Genomic DNA, 19,584 nt, shown 5'->3' on the forward strand with positions numbered 1-19,584 from the left:
GCCCAGATGGCGGTCGCGATGGTCACCACGGCCGTGCGGCAGACGCCGACGATCGACGAGCCCGTGTACGTGGGCACGGCGGTCGTCTACGTCCAGCAGCACGACCTGCGTTACAACCCCGAGCACCCGCCACTCGGCAAGTTGATCATCGCGAGCGGTCTGGTGTTCGCCCACCCGCATCTGGACGCCGGGTTCACGGGTGATCAGACGGCGCTGGGAAAGCGTGTGCTGTACGAGTCGGGCAACGATCCCTGGCGGCTGATGCTGTGGGCCCGGCTGCCGGTGATCGTGCTGACCCTGCTGTTCGGACTCGTGGTCCTCGCGTTCGGCAGTGAACTGGCGGGCCGCAAGGGCGGGTTGGTGGCGCTCGCTCTGTACGCCTTCTCACCCGACGTCATCGCACACGGCTCACTCGCCACTCTCGACGTACCGGCGTGCGGATTCCTGCTGACGTCGGTGTGGCTGCTGTGGCGGGCACGGCGGCGTCCGCTGCTCCACCTCCCGCTCGCCGGGGCGGCACTCGGCGCAACGGTGGCCACGAAGATGAGCATGCTGCCCGCCGTACCGGTGCTGCTGCTCCTGGCAGTGGTGTCCGTCTGGCGGGCACCCGGCCTCGGCACTCGCGCGAAGGTTCGTCGGGCCCTGGCCGCGGCGTCCGGTGTCGCGCTGGTGGCCCTGGCCGTGGTGTGGGCGACGTACCTCGCGGTCGACCCGCGCCTGCGCTGGACCACACCCGCGGACCTCCCGGCCGTCCATGGCCTGCGGGCGCTCCTCAGCGACCTGCTGCCCTTTCCGCAGCCGTACCGGGACGGCATGCGCGTCCAGTTCGGCTACGAGAACCAGGCGTGGGGCGGCTTCCTGTTCGGGCGGCACTATCGCGGAGCGCTCTGGTACTACCTGCCGGCCGCGCTGCTGGTGAAGACGCCGCTGGGCACGCTGGTGCTCTGGGCGGCCGGCGCGCTGGCCATGGTCGCCGTTCCCCGGCTGCGGCCCGCGGCCCCGTACCTCCTGATCCCGTCGGCGCTGCTGCTGGCCACGGCGATGAGCGGCTCGCGCGACCTCGGCGTCCGCTACGCCCTCTTCCTGCCGCTGTTCCTCGCGGTGGCGGCCTCCGCCGTCGTCACGTTCCGCCGGCGGTGGGCCTACGCGGTCACAGCGGCCCTGGTGCTGTTCGTCGCCGTCAGTTCGCTGCGCACCTACCCGTACTACCTCCCTTACTCGAACGAGGCCTTCGGCGGGCCCTCGAAGACCCGTCTACGGCTGCACGACTCGAACGTCGACTGGGGCCAGGACCTGGGCCGCCTCGCCGACCGGCTGGACGAGCGTTACCCACAGGAGCGGATCTGGCTCGTCTACAAGGGCGCCGGTGTGCCGTCGTACTACGGCATCGAGGCGGACGACCCGCGAACGGTGCCGCCGGGCGAGGTGCACGGTCTGCTGGTCGTGTCGGACTCCTCGATCGCCAAGGCCGACGGGCAACTGGCGACGCTGATCGACGCAAGCACGCCGATCGACGAGGTGGGTCACTCCATCACGATCTTCCGCAGGCCGTAAGCCTGAGATTCCGGACGTTCCTGCCCTCAGGTGACGGTTCGGCGTGGGAGCCTCGCGGCGGTCGACCGCTCGCGCATCGTCAACAGCGCATGACCGGCACCGGGCCGGTCGCGGCCGTGCAGGAGGATCCGGTGCTCACCAGTCCCACGTCTCGTAGGACGCTCGCCGCGTTGGCTGTGCTGGCCGCGGCCGGGGTGGCAGCCCTGGGGCAGCCGCCCGCGGAGGCCGTTCACCGGTCCGCCGCTCCCCCGGTGCCGGCTCAAGGGCCGCCGACGCCGACGCCTGCTGCTGCTCCTGCTCCTGCTCCTGCTCCTGCTCCTGCGACGCTCTGCGCGCACGCCGGCACCCTGAAGGGCGAGGGCGGGCAGCGCGCCTCCGTCAGCCTCTGCGTGGGCACGGGCGGTCCGAACATCTCCGTGTCCGCTCCGGCCCGTTGCGGGCGGCCCGGGTCCGTGACGTACGCCTGTCTCACCTCGGGCACCTGGACCGTACGGCGGGACGGGCAGACCCTGGCGACGGGTCCGCTCCCCAGCGGCAAGGAGTACCCAGGACCCGGGACCTACGACGTCAGCGGCAGCGTGCAGGTGCGTTCGTCGCCCGCCGGTGTCGATCTGCGCGGCGAGGTCCACGCCACGCTGACCCTGACCGAGCCGAAGGCGCCGCCCACGCATCGCATCGAGGTCGACCGGAGTGTGCTGCGGCCGAACTCCGTGACCCTCGTGACGTACACGGTCGCGCGGGACAGCGATCGCGGGGACGGCAGCGCACGCCTCGGGATCATCGGGGAGGAGTCGTCCGGCGTGGAACTGGCCACGTCCGACCCCCGTTGCGTGAATCCGCTGACCGGCCGCTACCCGTCGACGACCAGGAGCGGCCACGCGCTGGACTGCGCGCTCACCGATCTCCAGCCGGGCCGGCCCTCCACCGTCGTCGTCCAGGTGTCGGTGAAGGACACCTGCTCCACCGTCGTCTCCAAGGCGGGCTACTGGATGCCGCAGGGCCAGACCGTGTTCACCGGGGGCATGCTCGTCGGCCCCACCGTCACGTGCGAGGAGTGAGCAGGTCCAGCACCCGCTCCCAGCGGAACTCCGGCCGCCCGCCGCCCTGTTGGGCCTCCCCGGAGTGGGGCGCGCCGAACCGGACGCCCATGGCGCCCAGCCGGTCGACGCTGGCCCTCGGGGCCGGGGAAAGGCCGAGGGTCGCCGGGGGCCCTCCACGCGGAGCGGATGGGGCGGCCGGTCTGCGCCTCGACGGCCGCGGCGTCGATGAAGCCGAGGCCCTGCGGGGTGGCGATGACGCCCACCTCCCAGTTCCGCTCCTGTGCCGCGATGATCAGCTCGCCGACGTCCGAGGCGATACCGGCCGCGCAGACGACGAGATACAGGAAGGGCTTCTCCGGGTGTTCACTCACGCGGAAGACCCTAGTGAACCGGGAAGGTGTCCCCACGCTCGGAGTGGGGGCGGGGGCCGAGGATCCGGCGTTCCCTCTCCTCGATCCGGACGTCGTTGATGCTCGCCTCGCGCCGGGTCATCAGGCCGTGCTCGTCGAACTCCCACAGCTCGTTGCCGTAACTGCGCCACCACTGGCCGTCGGCGTCGCGGGACTCGTACTGGAAACGGACCGCGATGCGGTTGCCGTCGAAGGCCCAGAGGTCCTTGCGGAGGGCGTAGTCCAGTTCGCGCGCCCACTTCGCCGTCAGGAGTTCGACGATCTCGGCGCGACCCGTCACGAAGGTGCCACGGTTGCGCCAGACCGAGTCCTCGGAGTAGGCGAGCGAGACCTTGTGGGGATCCCGGGTGTTCCAGGCGTCCTCGGCCGCCTGGACCTTCTGGGCGGCCGTCTCACGGGTGAACGGTGGAAGGGGCGGGCGATCGGCCATGGAGTCTCCCTGACAGCTGTTTCCCGCGAAGGAGCAGCTCGTGGTGGCGTACTTGGAGCGGCGCGACTGCTGGTGGATGCTCAGCGACAGGCGCGCTGTTCAGGTGTCGGACACGGTGATGGCGCCGACGGGACAGGCTCGTGCCGCCTCACGCAGCATAGGGTCGCCCGCGCCGTGAACGCGGCCGGGCAGCAGCTCACTGACTCCGTCGTCGTCCTGGGTGAAGACGCCCGGGGCGGCGAGGGCGCACTGGCCGGCGCCGATGCAGACGTCCTTGTCGATGGAGATCGAGAGGTCGATGTTCATGCTGGCAGCTTCTTACCGGGGCACAGGGTGCGCCAGCCGAGGCGCCGACCAGGGCGGATGATTTGCGCCGGCGCGGGTGTTGAACTCTGCTGGGACAGAACAAGTACCAACGCAACGATGGGACGGAAATCATGCCTCTTGAGGGTGAGTACGAACCCAGCCCTGAGCAATGGGTGCGCGACCAGGTGGAGCTGTACGAGAGCTCCGGGGGCACCAAGGGGACGACACTGATGGACACGGGCCTGCCCGTCATCATTCTCACCTCCCGCGGTGCCCGGAGCGGCAAGATCCGCAAGACCCCGCTGATGCGCGTCGAGCACGACGGGAGCTACGCGGTGGTCGCCTCTAAGGGCGGCGCGCCCGAGCATCCGGTCTGGTACTACAACATCAAGTCGGACCCCCACCTGGAGCTTCAGGACGGCGCCGAGCGCCGCGACTACACGGCCCGTGAGGTCACCGGCGAGGAGAAGGCGCAGTGGTGGGAGCGCGCGGTCGCGGCGTATCCCCCGTACGCCGACTACCAGCAGAAGACCGACCGGCAGATCCCGGTCTTCGTGCTGGAGCCGACGGACGCCTGACCGGCGCCGAATTTCCTTCGCATCGGCATGCATGCCCGGCCGCCTGCCGGGCACCCGAGTTCCAGGCCCCGTCGCGTCCCCCCGTCGCGGCGGGGCTTTTCCCTGCCCCGCCTGGAGGCGTCATGAGCGAAACCGAGGGAAACGCCGATCTCGGTAAGAAGGCATTCAGGCGGTCCAAGAGCCATTTCGCCGACCGCGTCACGGCGGACGGCCGGGACGGCTGGCCCGTGGAGGCGGGCCGCTACCGGCTGGTCGTCAGCCGCGCCTGTCCCTGGGCGAGCCGAGCGGTGATCTCGCGCCGTCTCCTCGGTCTGGAGGGCGCCCTGTCGCTGGCGATCACCGATCCGATCCAGGACGACCGCAGCTGGCGGTTCACCCTGGACCCCGACGCCCGCGACCCCGTTCTCGGCATCCGCTTCCTCAGCGAGGCCTACGACGCGCGGGAGACGGGCTACCCCGGAGGCGTCAGTGTGCCCGCTCTCGTGGACGTACCCAGCGGGCAGCTCGTCACCAACGACTACCAGCGGCTGACCCTCGACCTCGCCACCGAGTGGTCGGCCCTGCACCGGGACGGCGCGCCCGACCTGTATCCGGCAGCGCTGCGGGACGAGATCGACGAGGTCATGGAGGACGTCTACGAGGACGTCAACAACGGCGTGTACCGGGCGGGCTTCGCCTCGCACCAGGAGGAGTACGAGGAGGCCTGCCGCGGCCTCTTCCGGCGACTTGATCTCCTGACCGAGCGGCTCGGTGCCCGGCGCTATCTCGTCGGTGAGGCGATCACCGAGGCGGACATCCGGCTGTTCACCACGCTCGTCCGCTTCGACGCCGTCTACCACGGCCATTTCAAGTGCAACCAGTGGAAGCTGACCGAGAACCAGGTCCTGTGGGCTTACGTCCGCGACCTCTACCAGACACCCGGTTTCGGCGACACGGTCGACTTCGACCACATCAAGCGGCACTACTACCAGGTCCACACGGGCATCAACCCGACCGGCATCGTTCCCCTCGGACCCGACCTGTCCGGCTGGCTGACACCTCATCACCGCGAGGAGCTCGGTGGCCGGCCGTTCGGCGACGGCACCGCGCCTGGCCCGGTGCCCGAGGGCGAGAGGGTTCCGGCGCCCGGCCGCCCGTGACGGAACGCGGACGTCGGATCCACCCCCGCTTCAGCGGCGTACCTCGGCAGTCAGTCCTGCTTCGGCGCGGTCGTCGCCGCGTGGCGCAAGGTGAAGGAGTGTCCGGCCGGATCGGAGTAGCCCCGTTCCTCGAAGGGACCGGACGGGTCCTTCGTCTCGATGGGGCGGCCGCCGAGGCCGATGATCCTGAGCTCGGCCGCGTCGAGGTCGTCCACGTGGAAGTCCAGGTGGACCTGTAGGGAACTCTCGGGACGCGGCCAGCTCGGCGGCGTCGCCGACATGTCCCGGCGGAAGGCCATCCGGATGCCGTCGGTGCCCCTGATCTCCACACGGTTCGCGTTCGCGTCCGTCTCCTCGGCGTCCAGCAGCTCCTTGTAGAAGTCGGCGAGCTTCTCGGGTTCGGCGCAGTCCAGCACCACGACGCCTGCCGTGACCAGTGTCATGCTTCCTCCGTAGGGATTACCGGGCGCCGACGGCCTCCCCGGGCGTCTGCTGCCTCGCCTTCCCGTATTACCCCGTACGGCCGAATCAGTCGGCGACGAGCCATTCGCCGTCGCGCATGAGGTCGCGGCCGGCGATCTCGTTGGCCTCGCGCCAGGCCTGGACGCGCTGCGGGGTGACGCTGAAGTAGAGGTAGGCGCTGGTGAGTCGACGCGGGTCGAACCCGGTCTTGAAGGCGAAGGCGTCGCCGACCCCCTCCGGCAGCTCGACGGGTTCCAGCGTCCGCACGGTGCCCTCGATCATGACCACGTCGCGGGTCGGACCGATGCCCAGACGTGCCTTGCCGGTGGCCCGCAGGTTGCGGCCGGTCGGGCTGGCGGCCGGCGTGGCCAGCAGCAGAGTCTCGCCGTCCCAGAGGAAGGAGAGCGGGACCAGGTAGGGGCTTGCGCCGTCCTCGGCGGCCGTGGACACCCAGACATCCTCGTCGTGCTCCAGCCGGTTGAGGGTGTCCTGCTTGCGTTGCTTGGGGGTTCGGGCGGGCGGGTTCGTCATCGAGCAGCCTCCTGTTGGGCGTCGTACAGGTGTGACGGCCGGGCGTTCCCTTATTGTGGCGGACCGCCTTTCCCCCGTGCGGTGATCTCCGCCGGACGTGCCGCCGCCGCGGTCAGCAGCATGTCGAGCGCCGCCGGGTAGACGCTGTGCCGCATGTCGGCCACCAGGTGCGGTGGCGGCGATGTGCGGGTGTATGTCGGCGGCAGCCGCGTACGTCGCCCGCCGGACGCCGGCCTCCGCCTCGCGGGCGCGGCGCGCGGAAGAGCCACACTCGCGGCGTCGTAGGGCCGCGGCAGCGAGGACCGGGCCGACGCCATTCCCGGGAAGTGGCTCACCCCGTCCGGCAGTTGCTGGTCGCCCTGCACCGGAGCCGATGACGTCTCACATGCAGGCCACGAAATCCTTCGCCTCGGGCCACGCCTCCACCCCGTCGGAGGTGCGGACGTACGCCGTCGACTTGTCGTCCGTCAGCCAGAGCTGCCAGTCCTCGAAGCGGTATCCGGTGTCGTGCGCGTCGGCGGGCATCGGGACGTCACCGTCGTAGGCGGCGGTGAGCAGTTCGGTCCCCAGCACCCCGTTCGGATCCCGCGCGTACTGCCTGCTGTCCTCGTCCCGGCCCATCCCCAGGAAGTGCGCGCTCTCCCAGTCGCAGTGCTCGGCACCCACGTAACTGGTCAGCACGGTGGTGGGCACGCGGTGGCCGGCGCGGTCGGTCCAGATCTCCTCCGAAATCGCGTCGGTGTAGCTCGCGGGGAGTTCGGCGGGGTCGCAGGAGGCGTTGGTCTCCGGGCCCCAACCGGGGTGGTCCGGCTGGTCCTTGGCGACGACGACGGCGACCTTCGTCCTGCCGTCGACGTCGTAGGAGAACAGGACACGGTCTCCCTGCCTGCTCTCGATCCGGTAGCCGTGGTCGGGCAGTTGGGGCTGGTCCATGTCGAAGAACGCGTTCAGGCCCTCCTCCGGTGTCGAGCCGCCGTCAGCCCTGGTCCACGTCTCGCCTCCGCTGCCCGCATAGATCTCGCCGTCGCACTCCAGCGCCCGGCCGGCAGCGCCCGAACTCTCCTCGGCCTCCCGTTCACTGCCGTCTGCGCTCACCGTGAACGGCAGGTCCAGGGGCCCGGCGTAGGGCGTGGCCGGGGGCGTTCCGGTGACCACCAGGTCGTCACGCATCTCCTCGCCGCACCCCACCGTTGTCAGCCCCAGCGCAATCACCGTCGCCGCGATCCGTTTACGCATCCCCACCCCTGTCCGCCGACTGCCGTTCTTCCGTTCCCTCCTCCGACGCGGGAGCGGCGGTGATCGTTCAGTGCCGATCGCAGTGCCTAGCGGGTCGCCTGGAAGGTACGTCGGTACGCCTGGGGCGTGACGCCGATCGCGGCGTGCAGGTGCTGGCGCAGGGAGGCGCCCGTCGCGAAGCCGACCCGGCCCGCGATCTGGTCGACCGGCAGGTCGCTGGACTCCAGCAGGTGCCGGGCCCGGACGACACGCTGCTGGATCAGCCAGCGGCCGGGACTCAGGCCCACCTCGTCGTGGAAGCGGCGGGCGAAGGTGCGCAGGCTCATCCCGGCGTGCCGGGCGAGGTCGGCCAGGGGGAGGGGCTCGTCGAGCCGGGTCAGCGCCCAGTCGCGGGTGGCGGCCGTGCTCGTGACCCCGGGCTCGGGGACCGGCTGTTCGATGTACTGGGCCTGTCCTCCGTCGCGGAACGGCGGGACGACGCAGCATCGGGCGACGGTGTTGGCGAGTTCGCTGCCGTGGTCCGTGCGCACGATGTGCAGACAGACGTCGACTCCGGAGGCCGCGCCGGCCGAGGTGAGGATCCGGCCGTCGTGGACGAAGAGCACGTCCGGGTCGAGGTCGACCTGCGGATACTCGGCCCGGAAACGGTCGACGACGTGCCAGTGGGTGGTGGCGCGGCGGCCGTCGAGGAGACCGGCGGCCGCGAGGACGAAGGCGGCCGTGCAGATCGAGACGATCCGTGCGTCCGGGCGGATCCGGGCGAGGGCGTCGGCGACCTCGGTGGGAAGCCCGGTCGGGATGTGCGAGGTCGCCACGGAGGCGACCACGACCGTGTCCGCCGTCTCGAGAATCTCGGGTCCGTGGTCAACAGTGACGGAGAAATCCGCGACGGTGCGCACCGGACCGCCGTCGACGGTGCACGTCAGCACCTCGTAGCGATCACCGGCCGCGCCGAAGATGCGGCTGGGGATGCCCAGCTCGAAGGGGTAGACGCCGTCGAGCGCCAGGACCACGACCCGCTCCACACGCTGCATGGCACGATCCTATCGAAGGTTGGCCATCGTGCCATTTTCCTGCCGGGCGGCGCACGGCAGGCTGAACGACCATGAGCACTGTGAACACCATGCGAGTCATCACCCAACACGTCCTCGGCGGTCCCGAAGTCCTCGAAGTGGTCGAGGTGGAGCGGCCCGCGCCGCGGGCCAACGAGATCCTCGTCAGGGTCCGTGCCGCCGGGGTCAACCCCACCGACTGGAAGCACCGCGCCACCGGCGGTTTCCTCGGCGAGCCGCCTTTCGTCCTCGGCTGGGACGTCTCCGGTGTGGTCGAGGCCGTCGGTGCCGGCGTCGCCCGCTTCAAGCCCGGCGACGAGGTCTTCGCCATGCTGTCCTACCCGTTCGGGCACGGCTCGCACGCCGAGTACGTCGCTGCCCCGGCCCGCGCCTTCGTCCTCAAGCCCGCCGGTATCGACCACGTCCAGGCGGGCGCGCTGCCGCTGGTGTCGCTGACGGCGTGGCAGTCGCTGGTCGAGACGGCGGACGTCCGGCCCGGGCAACGAGTGCTGATCCACGCGGCGGCCGGCGGGGTCGGTCATGTGGCCGTGCAGATCGCCAAGGCGCGGGGCGCGTATGTGATCGGTACGGCGAGCGCGGGCAAGCACGAATTCCTGCGCGAGATCGGCGTGGACGAGGCGATCGACTACCGGGAGACCGACTTCGCCGAGGCGGTGAAGGAGGTGGACGTCGTCCTGGACACGATCGGCGGCGACAACGCGGTCCGCTCGTTGCGGGTCCTGCGTCCGGGCGGGATCGTGGTCTCGATCCTGCCCATCGGTACGGAGGACTTCTACGAGGAGGCCGAGCGGCTCGGCGTACGGGCGGTCCGGCTGCTCGTCGACGCCGATCGCGCCGGCATGGAGACGATCGCGGAACTCGTCGAGGCGGGCAAGCTGCGCGCGACCGTCGCCGGGACGTTCCCGCTGGCCGAGGCCGCCGAGGCGCACAGGCTCGGCGACACCGGCCGGACCACGGGCAAGCTGGTGCTGGTCGTCGACTGAGAGCGGTCGCCGGTGGTCGCCGACCGAACTGAGAACTCCCGCCGGCAGTCGTCGGCTTCGGCGCCGTAGGGCGGGGAGCCAACAGGAACGAGGGTGCCGCGCGCGGTCGGCGCGTCGGCACGCTCGCCGGATCGACCGGTTCCGCCAGGCCCTGTGCAGGGCCTGGCGCTCGCCGTCGCAACTTCGTCGCCTCCTCCTGAAGGACGACAACCGTCGGCCGCGAGGACGACGCTTCAAGCAAATCGAAGACATATGTCAATCGAACATGCTGAAATTCATCCCAACGAGGGTAACTTGCAGAGCGAGGAAGCCGGTTGGAGGTGATGCCGTCGTGGCGCCCGGCCCCGCACCCCACACCCGGCATCTGCGTGTCCACCGGCACCGCGGTCACACCGTGCTGGAACTGCACGGGGAGATCGACATCCTCGCGGCGATGGAGGTCACTCCGTTCCTGGACTCCGCGACGGGTGGCCAGGCACCGCAGATCGTGATCGACCTGCGGCCGGTCGAGTTCTTCGACTGCTCCGGGCTGCGCCTGCTGTACCGGGCCAGGCGCCGCGTGCTCGCCCGGGAGGGCCGGCTGCACCTCGTCTGCATCCACCCGCTGACCCTGCGGATCCTCAAGGTGACCGGCCTCTCACAGCTGCTGCCGCCGTCCGCGTCGCTGGACGAGGCGCTGGGGCAGCCCGAGGCCACCTCGGGCACCCTCTGACGCCCGTCCGGCGCCCGGCTACGTGAGGATCTCGGTGACCTGCCCTGCTCCCACCGTCCTGCCGCCCTCGCGGATGGCGAACTTCAGCCCCCTGGCTGAGCGACGGCAGGAAGTCTCGCCACTACACCTGTGTATTCGTTCTCAGGCGTGTCGAACAGGTCTATTCGTTCTCAGGTGTGTCGAAGAGGGCGCTGACGGACTCACCGTTGTGAATGCGCCGCACGGCCTCGGCGAGCGCCGGGGCGATGGACAGGACCCGCAGCTTCCCGGTGTGCTCCTCGGCCGGGATCGGCACGGTGTTCGTGCAGACGATCTCAAGGACGTCGGGCTGGTCGCTGAGCCGCTTCAGCGCGCCCGCCGCGAACAGTCCGTGGGTGCAGGCGACGCGAATGGAGCGCGGACCCAACTCCCTCAGTCGGTCCAGGAGTTCAAGGACGGTGCTGCCCTTGGCGATTTCGTCGTCAAGGACGATGACATCCCGGCCGGTGACCTCACCGATGACGGAACTGATGCTCACCCGGTCGTCGGCGAAGCGCTGCTTGGCGCCCGCGGCCACCTGGGCGCCGATCAGCCGCGCGAAGTGGGCGGCCTCCTTGGCGTTGCCCAGGTCCGGCGACACGACCGTCGTACGCGACAGGTCATGGTGCCGGAAATGCGCGGCCAGTTCCCGCAGGGCGTGCAGATGGTCGACCGGCACCGAGAAGAACCCGTGCACCTGCGGGGAGTGCAGTGTCATCGCCAGCACCCGGCTCGCTCCCGCCGCCACCAACAGGTCCGCGACCAGCCGTCCGCCGAGCGAGATCCTCGGCATGTCCTTCTTGTCCGAGCGGGCGTACGAGTAGTGCGGCATGACCACGGTGATCCGCCCGGCGGAGGCGCCGCGCGCCGCGTCGCACATCATCAGCAGCTCGACGAGATTCTCCTGCACCGGCCTGACCAGCGGCTGCACCAGGAAGACATCGCGCTCCCGGCAGTTGGACTGAAGCTGCACTTCCAGACAGTCGTTGGCGAACCGGCTGGTGCGGCTCGGGCTGAGGGGCACACCGAGATGCGCGCAGACCTCGGCGGCCAGTTCGGGATGGGCACTACCGCTGAACACGGCGATGTCACGCACGACCGCTCCTCGCATGATCGAACCGGATACGCCGCCGGTTTCGGCATGATCGACCCGGGATCCGTTCCTCATGCTACTTGCCCGCGCCCGGCGCCCCAACCGGGGGAAACGCGGCTGCGGACGACCCCCGGGGACGCCTCACCGGCGGCGGCTGTTCGACGGCGAGAGCGTCCGGCCGCAGACCCGTGACCTGATGAGCCGCCCCCCTGTGGGTCGCACAGATCCGGTACGGCACCTGGACCCGATGAGTCATCGGCGTACGCGAATCGCGCGGTGCGCAGGCGGCCGTGAACACCTGCTGCGGCTGGTCGCGAAGCCGGCTGGGCGGACGGGGCCGCTGCGGCCCGGAGGGCGTCCTGGGGTGGTCACCTGAGGCATGGGCGCAGGGGCCGAACTTTCCCCCTCGGGTGGTCCGGATCCGGGCGCGCCGGAGCAGACACTCCGCGCCGGACGGACCCCGCGTGTCCGTCTCCTGCGCCGGCCCACCAACAAGTGCGCCTACCAAGGGATTTGAGGGGCATCTGGTTAGGTGAAAGAGAGGACCGTAGACATGACGACGTCCATCAAGCGCTTGCCCGGGTGGGCGAAGGTGCTCAGCGCCTTCGTGTTGGTGCTCGTGGTGCTGTTCGCAGGCCTGCGGCTGGCTGTTCTGCCGGGGCTGCGCGATGTGTTCGGCACGGAAACCAACGACCGCAGCGGCCCCACGCTCCTCAAGTCCATCCAGGACATGAGCCGTTACGACGCCGCCTCCGGGAACTTCCAGGTGGTCGTGGACCTGGAGAAGGACGCCAAGTACCTGCCGGACGCGCTCCGCGGCACCCGCACCCTGTACGTGGGCGCCGGCACGGTCGACTCGTACGTCGACCTCGGCAAGATCGACGACAAGGACGTCACGGTCAACGAGGACCGTACGTCGGCCACGCTCCGGCTGCCGCACGCGGCGCTGGGCAAGCCCGCGCTCGACCCCGACAACTCCTACGCCGTCTCCAAGCAGCGCGGTCTCCTCGACCGGATCGGCGACATCTTCTCGGACAACCCGAACAGCGAGCAGGCCGTGCAGCAGCTCGCGGTCAAGCACATCGGCGACGCCGCGAAGGACAGCCGCCTCACCGCGCGCGCCGAGGAGAACACCACCAGCATGCTCCAAGGACTGCTGACCTCGCTCGGCTTCACGGAGGTGAAGGTCACCTACGGCACATGAGCCGGACCCGGCGCGGAACTCGTCCGGCCGCCGTGTCCCTCGACATCGTTTTCCCCATCGCGGGTAGTCGGCTTCACCCACAGGCAGTTGAAAATGGAGGATCGCATGCTGCGTACGGCATTGCGTGCTCGGACCGCGAAGTCGGGTCGCCAGCCGTCCACGCGGAAGCAGGAACAGGGACGAGAACCGGCACGGGCGCGGGGAGCACTCCCCCTTCCCGTGCGGCTGTTGGTCATGTTGCTGGCTCTCGGGGCGATGGTGGCCTTCGCCGCCGCGCTGGCCCGGGTGACCCTGGAGCCGTCCCCGGCGTCCGAGTCGCTGATCCACACCAATCTGCACCCCGGCCGTTCCCTGAACGCCTATCTCAACCAACCGGAAATGCGCGACGCCTTCAAGCAGATCGGCGGGAACATTCTGCTCGGAGTGCCCTTCGGACTACTGCTGCCCGTCCTGGCGCCCAAGACCCGGGGAGTCCTGCGCGTGCTGCTGCTGACCGCGGTGGTCATGCTGCTGGTCGAGATGCTCCAGGGGGCGCTCATCACCGGGCGGGCCTTCGACATCGACGACGTGATCCTCAACACGACCGGGGCCCTGCTGGGATACCTGCTCCTCGGGCGTCGGCTCGCCCGAGCGGTGCACGGGCGTCGTCGCACGCGAAACACATCCAGGAACGCCTGAGGCGGCAGTGTGAACGAATGGTCCGGACCAGGGCCTTGACACCCCCTTACCTCACTTCTTAAATCAAGAGGCAAAGCATGTACCCCCCACCTCAGTCGACCCGCCCCTCTCCCCGGGTCGCGTACAGAAGGGAGAGTCGTGGTTTCTCCGCGCCTGCTCCGAAGATGCCTCTTTGCCGCTCTGTCCGCCACGCTCATCGCGTCCGCCGCCATCGCTCCCGCGCAGGCGGGTCCCGCAGCGGCTGCCGATGACGTGAGCGCGGCGGCAGTGGTGTTCCAGGACACGTTCGACGGCTCCGCCGGATGGGCCGTGGATCCTAACAAGTGGCAGATCGAGACCGGCGACAACGTGAACAACGCCGAGCGGCAGATGTACACGGCCGGTGCCAACAACGCGGCGCTGGACGGCCAGGGCCACCTGGTCATCACCGCTCGCAAGGAGAATCCGGCCAACTACCAGTGTTGGTACGGGACGTGCCAGTACACCTCGGCCCGGCTGAACACCGCCGGCAAGTTCACGGCTCAGTACGGCCGTGTCGAGGCCACGCTGAAGGTTCCGCGCGGGCAGGGCATGTGGCCCGCGTTCTGGATGCTCGGCAACGACCTCGGTTCGGTCGGCTGGCCCGCGTCGGGTGAGATCGACGTCATGGAGAACGTCGGCTACGAGCCGTCGACCATCCACGGCACGATCCACGGACCGGGATACTCCGGCTCGACTGGCATCGGCGCCGGTTACACCCTGCCGAACGGCCAGCAGTTCGCGGACGGTTTCCACACGTTCGCGGTCGACTGGGCGCCCAACTCCATCAAGTGGTCAGTGGACGGTGTCGTCTACCAGACGCGTACGCCCGCCGATGTCGGCGGCAACGCGTGGGTGTTCAACAAGCCGTTCTTCCTGATCCTCAACCTCGCGGTCGGCGGCTACTGGCCGGGTGACCCCAACAGCTCCACCGTCTTCCCGCAGTACCTCGTCGTTGACGAGGTGAAGGTGACCACGAGCGACACCTCGGTCGGCGGGGTTCCGATCAGGGGCCTCGCGGGCAAGTGCGTGGACGTCGCCGGGGGCAGCTCGGTCAACGGCGCGGCCGTACAGCTCTACGACTGCAACGCGAGCGCCGCCCAGCAATGGACGGTCGGCTCGGACGGCACGATCCGCGCGCTGGGCAAGTGCCTCGATATCACGGGCGGCGGCACGGCGGACGGCTCGACCGTGCAGCTCTACGACTGCAACGGGAGCGCCGCCCAGCAATGGGTGGTCAGTTCGGCCAATGACATCGTGAACCCACAGGCCAACAAGTGCCTGGATGTCACGGGCAACAACTCGGCCAATGCCACACGTCTGCAGATCTGGACGTGCACCGGCACAGCCAACCAGAAGTGGACGGTTGGCTGACAGACCGCCCGGGCGGGCAAGCGGAAGGTCCGGCAGGGTTCACCCCTGCCGGACCTTCCGTGTTCTCCGTTCTCCCGCAGCAGCGTCAGCGAGGTATCCAGGTCAGCTTGTCGCCGCCCACCCAGCGCACCACGGCCGGGTCGTCGAGATCGTGGACCGTGATGCCGTAGGCCGCGGCCGTCGTCAGTACGTCGATGAGCGCCTCGACCCGGGCGACCACTTCGCCGTCGATCTCCATGATCCGGAACGGCGGCTTCCCCGGCTGTACCCCGAGCACCACGATTCGCGGGTAGGAGAGGTGGGGGCTCGCGATTTCGGTCATACCCGGAGCGTAGAGCGGTTTCCTCCGGCCGGCGGCTGCGCGCGGGAGGCTCCGGCGCCCCGGCGGCCCCTCGTACGGCGGGACGGCGGGGGTCGGCGTGTTCGCCCAGCCGGGTGAGCGTTCCCGCCTCCGGCCGGTGGCGGCCGTCCGCCGTGCGGGCAGGCCACGGCTGGGCAAGGCTTGAGGGAAGGGAGGTGCCCATGGACCCCGTCGAGGCGCTGGACCGGATCGCGTTCCTGCTGGAGCGGGGCCAGGCCCCCACCTATCGCGTACGTGCCTTCCGCACCGCTGCGGCCACGCTCGCGGCACTTCCCGAGGCCGAGGTGGCGGAGCGCGCCGCCGCCGGGTCACTGGAGTCCCTCAAAGGCGTCGGCCCCAAGACGGCGCAGGTCGTGCGCGAGGCACTGGCCGGTCAGGTGCCGGGCTATCTGGAGAAGCTGGAGCGGGAGGCCGGGGCACCGCTCGCCCAGGGGGGTGAGCGGCTGCGGGCACTGCTCCGCGGCGACTGCCATCTGCACTCCGACTGGTCGGACGGCGGCAGCCCGATCGAGGAGATGGGCCGGACGGCGGCGCGGCTCGGCCACGAGTGGGCAGTGCTCACGGACCACTCGCCGCGGCTGACCGTGGCGCGCGGGCTGTCCCCGGAGCGCCTGCGCGAGCAGCTGGCGGTGATCGCGGAACTCAACCGGCGATGGGCGCCCTTCCGGCTGCTCACCGGCATCGAGTGCGACATCCTCGACGACGGGTCGCTCGACCAGGACCCGGAGTTGCTCGACCTGCTCGATGTCGTGGTGGTGTCCGTGCACTCCAAGCTGCGCATGGACGCGCGGCCGATGACCCGCCGTATGGTCGCCGCCGTACGCAATCCGCTGGCGGACGTGCTCGGGCACTGCACTGGCCGTCTGATCACCGGGCGCGGCCGGCCCGAGTCGGAGTTCGACGCGGAGGCCGTCTTCGCGGCCTGCGCGGAGTCCGGCACGGCCGTGGAGATCAACAGCCGCCCCGAACGGCTCGACCCGCCGCGCCGGCTGCTGCGCCGTGCGGTCGACGCGGGCGTGCTGTTCTCCGTGGACACCGACGCGCACGCCCCCGGGCAGCTCGACTGGCAGATTCACGGCTGCGCCCGGGCCGAGGAGTGCGGGGTGCCCGCGGAACGCGTGATCACCACCTGGACGGCAGACGAACTGCTTTCCTGGACCAGGGACCGGACGGTCCCGGCACGCGTCGGCGGCCCCTGACATCACCCCGGGGCGCCCGTCGGCCGCGGTCTCCGGCCGTGCACCAGTCGGCGCCGTCCCGTGCCGTGCCCGTGACGTACATCACCAGGCCCGAGCACGCCCCGGGGAACACCCACCGTTAGTTCTCCGTTGAACAAACCGTGGGTACGGATGGAACAGTGTCCCCGGGCCTCATCCATCGCCCGCAGGGAAGATCGTTCGGCTGAAGCCCTGCGGAGCCCCCCGCCGAGAGGCGACCGCCGTCCGTGCCCACCCACAGACGACCCCGACCGAGATTCCCCCGTCCGGTCGGGGTCTTCCCGTGCCCGCCCACCCGTCGGCCTCCGCTTGACTTCGAGTGCCCTCCAGTTCGTAGCGTTCGAGACATGACCACTGCACAGCACAAGATCGGTTCGGGCTTCGGCGCCCGGAGCACCGCCGCCGACGTCCTCGAGGGCATCGACCTCTCCGGAAAGCTGGCGATCGTCACCGGCGGGTACTCGGGCCTCGGCCTGGAGACGACGCGCGCGCTCACCAAGGTAGGCGCCCACGTCGTCGTCCCCGCGAGGCGCCCGTCCACCGCGCGCGAGGCGCTGGACGGCATCGAGGGCGTCGAGGTGGACGAACTCGACCTCGGTGACCTCGACAGCGTCCGCGCCTTCGCCGAGGGGTTCCTCTCCTCGGGTCGCACCGTCGACCTGGTCATCAACAACGCGGGGATCATGGCCTGCCCAGAGACCCGCGTCGGGCCCGGCTGGGAGGCGCAGTTCGCGACCAACCACCTCGGCCACTACGCGCTCGTCAACCGGCTCTGGCCGGCGATCGCACCCGGTGGAGCGCGCGTGGTTTCCGTGTCCTCGGGCGGTCACCACAACTCGGCGATCCGCTGGGACGACGTGGAATTCACGACCGGGTACGACAAGTGGGAGGCGTACGGACAGGCAAAGACGGCGAACGTGCTGTTCGCCGTCCAGCTCGACCTGCTCGGCCGGGAGTCCGGCGTACGGGCCTTCTCGCTGCACCCCGGCGGCATCCTCACGCCGCTCCAGCGTCACCTCTCCCAGGCGGAGATGATGGAGCGCGGCTGGATCGACGAGGAGGGCGAGCTGTTGCACCCCGAGGCCTTCAAGTCCCCGGAGCAGGGCGCGGCCACCCAGGTGTGGGCGGCGACCTCCCCGCAACTGACCGGCATGGGCGGGGTGTACTGCGAGGACTGCGACATCGCCGAGCCCGCTCCGGCGCAGGAGCGGACCGGCGTCAAGGCGTATACGATCGACCCCGAGCAGGCCGCACGCCTGTGGGAGCTGTCGGCGGAGCTGACCGGAGTGAACGCGTTCGCCTGAGCCCGTGAGGTGAGCGACGGGCCGCGACCTCCCGGAACGGGTGGCGGCGCGAGCGTCACCATGAAAACCGTGTCCACTCGCCGGTCACGTCGCCGTGAAGGGCCTGTCCCCCGCCGGTCATGTCTCCCGTGGGCCTCCCCGTCGAGGTCAGTCCGGGGACTCGCCCGGATCGGGGTCCTCGGGGTGGACGGTGTCCGAGCGCGGGGCACCCTTTCTGCCTGTGCCCGCCTCGTCCGTGTCGGGGACGTCGGTGGCGGGCTCGTCCTCGCCAGGACGCGCCGCGGGAGCCAGGTCCCAGGGATCCTCGTCCTCCTGGACCTGCTGGTCGGGCATGTCCCGTGGGACCGGATCGGTGTTCTCGCCGGGGCCCTCCGGTCGGTATTCCGTCATGTCGCACCCCAATCCTCGGCAGCTCGGCGCGGCTCGCCCACTCGGGGCCGGCCGTCGCCGGCACGGCCCCCACAGTCAGGCCCGCCGCTTTCCGTCCGGTGCGGGTACCGCGGGGGTGATCGGCGAAACCGGCCGCCCGAGTTCAGTGCGGTGCCCGGTCCTCCAGCGCGGTGCGCCAAGCCGGAGAAGGGCTCTCGCCGGCCGGTGCGGCACGTCTGCCGCCGCGGGCGAAGAAGTCGGCGAGGGGCAGGATGGCGGCTCCGACGGTGACCGCGTCCGGGCCCAGCTTGCCGAGGTCGATGGACACACGCTCGGCCGGATAGCGCAGGGCGTACTCGGTCGCGTACCGGCGTACGGCGGGCAGGAAGCGGGAGCCGAGCTGGAGGCCCGCCCAGCCGCCGATGAGGATGCGCTCGGGCTGGAAGAGGTTGATCAGGTCGGACAGGCCGGCGCCCAGGTACTCGGCGGTCTCCTCCAGGACGGCGAGCGCCACCGCGTCGGGCTCGACCCCCCGGCCGTCCTCGGTGTCCTCGGGCGGATAGGCGGCCGCGAGCATCGCGGTCAGCGCGGTCTCCTCGTCGACGTTGTCCGGCGGGCGTCCGCCCTCCTCGCGCCAGCGGTCCAGGAGCGCTTCCGCTCCCGCGTAGGCCTCCAGGCAGCCCAAAGCACCGCAGCGGCAGCGGCGCCCCCTGACCCGTACGGTCAAGTGCCCCCATTCGACGGCCCGGCCGTACTCCACGTCCTCCGTGACGAGGCACGCGCCGACGCCGGAGCCGAAGAGGACCACGATCGCGTTGCGGGCGCCGCGTCCGGCGCCGAACCACATCTCGGCCTGGCCGAGGGTCCGGGCGCCGTTGTCGGCGAAGTAGGGGACGGTGGCGGGGAGTTCGCAGGTCTGGCGGAGCAGGGATTCGAGCGGGACCGCGTCCCAGCCGATGGTCTGGCCGTGCACCACCGCGCCGAGCCCCGGGGTGCGGGCCACTATGCCGGGGACGCCGATGCCGACGCCGAGGAGCTGGTCGGGGGTGATGTCCGTCTGGGCCAGGACCTCGGCGATACCGTCGCGGATGTGGCCGACGACGACATCGACGTCGTAGCCCTGCTGCTCCAACGGCCGGTCGGTGCGGGCGAGTTCGGTGAGGGTGAGGTCGAAGAGCTCGACGCGGACGCGGGTTTCGCCGACGTCGACGCCGATCATGTGGCCGCTGGCGGGCGCGACGCGCAGGAGGGTGCGCGGGCGGCCACCGTCGGAGTCGACGCTGCCGGCCTCCTCGACCAGTCCGTCGGCGACCAGCTCCGCGACGACGTTACTGATGGAACCAGAACTCAGTGACGTGGCCGGACCGAGTTCGTAGCGGCTCATGGGTCCGTCGAAATACAACCGTTGCAGTACGGCGGTTCGATTGCCCCGCCGCAGGTCACGGACTGTGCGCCCGTTCCGCCCTGCCATGTGGCTCCCCTCCGGTTCGCCCG

At 70.4% G+C, this 19,584-nt stretch carries 22 protein-coding genes and 2 pseudogenes; 11 read left to right on the top strand and 13 right to left on the bottom strand.

Going from position 1 to position 19,584, the window contains the following annotated elements; genetic code table 11:
* Positions 1 to 6: 6 nt before the first annotated feature.
* Together ACFYPC_RS29740 and ACFYPC_RS29745 are read left to right on the top strand one after the other, a co-directional pair.
* The gene (locus ACFYPC_RS29740; RefSeq protein WP_391889090.1) at positions 7 to 1,554 is read left to right on the top strand and encodes an ArnT family glycosyltransferase; all 1,548 of its coding nucleotides are present in this window, start codon (positions 7 to 9) and stop codon (positions 1,552 to 1,554) included.
* An 89-nt stretch (positions 1,555 to 1,643) separates the two neighbouring features.
* On the top strand, positions 1,644 to 2,612 hold the full coding sequence (locus ACFYPC_RS29745; RefSeq protein ID WP_391888797.1) for a hypothetical protein: 969 nt from the start codon (positions 1,644 to 1,646) through the stop codon (positions 2,610 to 2,612).
* On the opposite strand, the pseudogene ACFYPC_RS29750 reads toward ACFYPC_RS29745, so the two are convergent.
* The 3 genes and pseudogenes from ACFYPC_RS29750 to ACFYPC_RS29760 form a co-directional block, all read right to left on the bottom strand.
* Positions 2,596 to 2,965 (bottom strand): annotated as a pseudogene (locus tag ACFYPC_RS29750) (hypothetical protein). The gene ACFYPC_RS29745 and the pseudogene ACFYPC_RS29750 overlap by 17 nt on opposite strands.
* Before the next feature lie 10 nt (positions 2,966 to 2,975).
* The gene (locus tag ACFYPC_RS29755) at positions 2,976 to 3,434 is read right to left on the bottom strand and encodes a nuclear transport factor 2 family protein (RefSeq protein WP_391888799.1); all 459 of its coding nucleotides are present in this window, start codon (positions 3,432 to 3,434) and stop codon (positions 2,976 to 2,978) included.
* Between the two features lie 99 nt (positions 3,435 to 3,533).
* Positions 3,534 to 3,740: a ferredoxin gene (locus ACFYPC_RS29760; RefSeq protein ID WP_391888802.1), complete on the bottom strand. Its 207-nt coding sequence runs from the start codon at positions 3,738 to 3,740 to the stop codon at positions 3,534 to 3,536.
* A 131-nt stretch (positions 3,741 to 3,871) separates the two neighbouring features.
* Here ACFYPC_RS29760 and ACFYPC_RS29765 point away from each other — a divergent pair, with 131 nt between their 5' ends.
* Positions 3,872 to 4,318: a nitroreductase family deazaflavin-dependent oxidoreductase gene (locus ACFYPC_RS29765; RefSeq protein ID WP_391888803.1), complete on the top strand. Its 447-nt coding sequence runs from the start codon at positions 3,872 to 3,874 to the stop codon at positions 4,316 to 4,318.
* A 122-nt stretch (positions 4,319 to 4,440) separates the two neighbouring features.
* Positions 4,441 to 5,457, top strand: a complete 1,017-nt coding sequence (locus ACFYPC_RS29770) for a glutathione S-transferase family protein (RefSeq protein WP_391888805.1) — start codon at positions 4,441 to 4,443, stop codon at positions 5,455 to 5,457.
* Positions 5,458 to 5,507: 50 nt separating this feature from the next.
* Here ACFYPC_RS29770 and ACFYPC_RS29775 read toward each other — a convergent pair whose 3' ends face one another.
* The 5 genes from ACFYPC_RS29775 to ACFYPC_RS29795 form a co-directional block, all read right to left on the bottom strand.
* Positions 5,508 to 5,900, bottom strand: a complete 393-nt coding sequence (locus ACFYPC_RS29775) for a VOC family protein (protein ID WP_391888807.1) — start codon at positions 5,898 to 5,900, stop codon at positions 5,508 to 5,510.
* 85 nt (positions 5,901 to 5,985) lie between these two features.
* The gene (locus ACFYPC_RS29780) at positions 5,986 to 6,450 is read right to left on the bottom strand and encodes a pyridoxamine 5'-phosphate oxidase family protein (RefSeq protein WP_391888809.1); all 465 of its coding nucleotides are present in this window, start codon (positions 6,448 to 6,450) and stop codon (positions 5,986 to 5,988) included.
* 50 nt (positions 6,451 to 6,500) lie between these two features.
* Positions 6,501 to 6,815, bottom strand: coding sequence for a hypothetical protein (locus ACFYPC_RS29785; protein ID WP_391888811.1), 315 nt, complete (start codon positions 6,813 to 6,815; stop codon positions 6,501 to 6,503).
* Between the two features lie 16 nt (positions 6,816 to 6,831).
* Positions 6,832 to 7,686: a hypothetical protein gene (locus ACFYPC_RS29790; RefSeq protein WP_391888813.1), complete on the bottom strand. Its 855-nt coding sequence runs from the start codon at positions 7,684 to 7,686 to the stop codon at positions 6,832 to 6,834.
* A gap of 86 nt (positions 7,687 to 7,772) precedes the next feature.
* Positions 7,773 to 8,720 (bottom strand): GlxA family transcriptional regulator, encoded by a 948-nt coding sequence (locus ACFYPC_RS29795; RefSeq protein WP_391888814.1) that lies wholly within the window; start codon positions 8,718 to 8,720, stop codon positions 7,773 to 7,775.
* A gap of 71 nt (positions 8,721 to 8,791) precedes the next feature.
* Between ACFYPC_RS29795 and ACFYPC_RS29800 the strand changes: the two genes are divergently transcribed.
* Together ACFYPC_RS29800 and ACFYPC_RS29805 are read left to right on the top strand one after the other, a co-directional pair.
* On the top strand, positions 8,792 to 9,742 hold the full coding sequence (locus ACFYPC_RS29800) for an NADP-dependent oxidoreductase (protein WP_391888816.1): 951 nt from the start codon (positions 8,792 to 8,794) through the stop codon (positions 9,740 to 9,742).
* Positions 9,743 to 10,073: 331 nt separating this feature from the next.
* Complete coding sequence (locus ACFYPC_RS29805; RefSeq protein WP_391888818.1) at positions 10,074 to 10,454, top strand: anti-sigma factor antagonist; 381 nt, start codon at positions 10,074 to 10,076, stop codon at positions 10,452 to 10,454.
* A gap of 18 nt (positions 10,455 to 10,472) precedes the next feature.
* On the opposite strand, the pseudogene ACFYPC_RS29810 reads toward ACFYPC_RS29805, so the two are convergent.
* Positions 10,473 to 10,544 (bottom strand): annotated as a pseudogene (locus ACFYPC_RS29810) (hypothetical protein); the annotation flags it as partial.
* A 70-nt stretch (positions 10,545 to 10,614) separates the two neighbouring features.
* On the bottom strand, positions 10,615 to 11,568 hold the full coding sequence (locus ACFYPC_RS29815) for a ribose-phosphate diphosphokinase (protein WP_391888820.1): 954 nt from the start codon (positions 11,566 to 11,568) through the stop codon (positions 10,615 to 10,617).
* Between the two features lie 550 nt (positions 11,569 to 12,118).
* On the opposite strand from ACFYPC_RS29815, the gene ACFYPC_RS29820 reads away from it, so the two are divergent.
* The 3 genes from ACFYPC_RS29820 (at position 12,119) to ACFYPC_RS29830 (ending at position 14,839) form a co-directional block, all read left to right on the top strand.
* On the top strand, positions 12,119 to 12,769 hold the full coding sequence (locus tag ACFYPC_RS29820) for a DUF4230 domain-containing protein (protein ID WP_391888823.1): 651 nt from the start codon (positions 12,119 to 12,121) through the stop codon (positions 12,767 to 12,769).
* Between the two features lie 105 nt (positions 12,770 to 12,874).
* Complete coding sequence (locus ACFYPC_RS29825; protein ID WP_391888825.1) at positions 12,875 to 13,447, top strand: VanZ family protein; 573 nt, start codon at positions 12,875 to 12,877, stop codon at positions 13,445 to 13,447.
* 138 nt (positions 13,448 to 13,585) lie between these two features.
* Entirely contained in the window at positions 13,586 to 14,839 is a 1,254-nt protein-coding gene (locus tag ACFYPC_RS29830; RefSeq protein WP_391888827.1) for a ricin-type beta-trefoil lectin domain protein, read from the top strand.
* An 85-nt stretch (positions 14,840 to 14,924) separates the two neighbouring features.
* Here ACFYPC_RS29830 and ACFYPC_RS29835 read toward each other — a convergent pair whose 3' ends face one another.
* Positions 14,925 to 15,161, bottom strand: a complete 237-nt coding sequence (locus ACFYPC_RS29835) for a hypothetical protein (RefSeq protein WP_391888830.1) — start codon at positions 15,159 to 15,161, stop codon at positions 14,925 to 14,927.
* A 200-nt stretch (positions 15,162 to 15,361) separates the two neighbouring features.
* Between ACFYPC_RS29835 and ACFYPC_RS29840 the strand changes: the two genes are divergently transcribed.
* Positions 15,362 to 16,399, top strand: coding sequence for a PHP domain-containing protein (locus ACFYPC_RS29840; RefSeq protein WP_391888832.1), 1,038 nt, complete (start codon positions 15,362 to 15,364; stop codon positions 16,397 to 16,399).
* A 365-nt stretch (positions 16,400 to 16,764) separates the two neighbouring features.
* A complete protein-coding gene (locus ACFYPC_RS29845) occupies positions 16,765 to 17,721 on the top strand; it encodes an SDR family NAD(P)-dependent oxidoreductase (RefSeq protein ID WP_391888833.1) in 957 nt (318 codons plus the stop codon).
* A gap of 147 nt (positions 17,722 to 17,868) precedes the next feature.
* Here ACFYPC_RS29845 and ACFYPC_RS29850 read toward each other — a convergent pair whose 3' ends face one another.
* Both ACFYPC_RS29850 and ACFYPC_RS29855 read right to left on the bottom strand, forming a co-directional pair.
* Complete coding sequence (locus tag ACFYPC_RS29850; RefSeq protein ID WP_391888834.1) at positions 17,869 to 18,111, bottom strand: hypothetical protein; 243 nt, start codon at positions 18,109 to 18,111, stop codon at positions 17,869 to 17,871.
* Positions 18,112 to 18,253: 142 nt separating this feature from the next.
* The gene (locus ACFYPC_RS29855) at positions 18,254 to 19,561 is read right to left on the bottom strand and encodes an ROK family protein (protein WP_391888836.1); all 1,308 of its coding nucleotides are present in this window, start codon (positions 19,559 to 19,561) and stop codon (positions 18,254 to 18,256) included.
* Positions 19,562 to 19,584: the final 23 nt, after the last annotated feature.

Source organism: Streptomyces sp. NPDC005808 (genome assembly GCF_042871385.1).
Classification (GTDB): domain Bacteria; phylum Actinomycetota; class Actinomycetes; order Streptomycetales; family Streptomycetaceae; genus Streptomyces.

Bases quoted from the DNA above. Each gene is read 5' to 3' on its own strand.
- ACFYPC_RS29740 (WP_391889090.1), top strand. From the start codon at position 7: ATGGCGGTCGCGATGGTCACCACGGCCGTGCGGCAGACGCCGACGATC.
- ACFYPC_RS29745 (WP_391888797.1), top strand. From the start codon at position 1,644: ATGACCGGCACCGGGCCGGTCGCGGCCGTGCAGGAGGATCCGGTGCTC.
- ACFYPC_RS29755 (WP_391888799.1), bottom strand. From the start codon at position 3,434: ATGGCCGATCGCCCGCCCCTTCCACCGTTCACCCGTGAGACGGCCGCC.
- ACFYPC_RS29760 (WP_391888802.1), bottom strand. From the start codon at position 3,740: ATGAACATCGACCTCTCGATCTCCATCGACAAGGACGTCTGCATCGGC.
- ACFYPC_RS29765 (WP_391888803.1), top strand. From the start codon at position 3,872: ATGCCTCTTGAGGGTGAGTACGAACCCAGCCCTGAGCAATGGGTGCGC.
- ACFYPC_RS29770 (WP_391888805.1), top strand. From the start codon at position 4,441: ATGAGCGAAACCGAGGGAAACGCCGATCTCGGTAAGAAGGCATTCAGG.
- ACFYPC_RS29775 (WP_391888807.1), bottom strand. From the start codon at position 5,900: ATGACACTGGTCACGGCAGGCGTCGTGGTGCTGGACTGCGCCGAACCC.
- ACFYPC_RS29780 (WP_391888809.1), bottom strand. From the start codon at position 6,450: ATGACGAACCCGCCCGCCCGAACCCCCAAGCAACGCAAGCAGGACACC.
- ACFYPC_RS29790 (WP_391888813.1), bottom strand. From the start codon at position 7,686: ATGCGTAAACGGATCGCGGCGACGGTGATTGCGCTGGGGCTGACAACG.
- ACFYPC_RS29795 (WP_391888814.1), bottom strand. From the start codon at position 8,720: ATGCAGCGTGTGGAGCGGGTCGTGGTCCTGGCGCTCGACGGCGTCTAC.
- ACFYPC_RS29800 (WP_391888816.1), top strand. From the start codon at position 8,792: ATGAGCACTGTGAACACCATGCGAGTCATCACCCAACACGTCCTCGGC.
- ACFYPC_RS29820 (WP_391888823.1), top strand. From the start codon at position 12,119: ATGACGACGTCCATCAAGCGCTTGCCCGGGTGGGCGAAGGTGCTCAGC.
- ACFYPC_RS29825 (WP_391888825.1), top strand. From the start codon at position 12,875: ATGCTGCGTACGGCATTGCGTGCTCGGACCGCGAAGTCGGGTCGCCAG.
- ACFYPC_RS29835 (WP_391888830.1), bottom strand. From the start codon at position 15,161: ATGACCGAAATCGCGAGCCCCCACCTCTCCTACCCGCGAATCGTGGTG.
- ACFYPC_RS29840 (WP_391888832.1), top strand. From the start codon at position 15,362: ATGGACCCCGTCGAGGCGCTGGACCGGATCGCGTTCCTGCTGGAGCGG.
- ACFYPC_RS29845 (WP_391888833.1), top strand. From the start codon at position 16,765: ATGACCACTGCACAGCACAAGATCGGTTCGGGCTTCGGCGCCCGGAGC.
- ACFYPC_RS29850 (WP_391888834.1), bottom strand. From the start codon at position 18,111: ATGACGGAATACCGACCGGAGGGCCCCGGCGAGAACACCGATCCGGTC.
- ACFYPC_RS29855 (WP_391888836.1), bottom strand. From the start codon at position 19,561: ATGGCAGGGCGGAACGGGCGCACAGTCCGTGACCTGCGGCGGGGCAAT.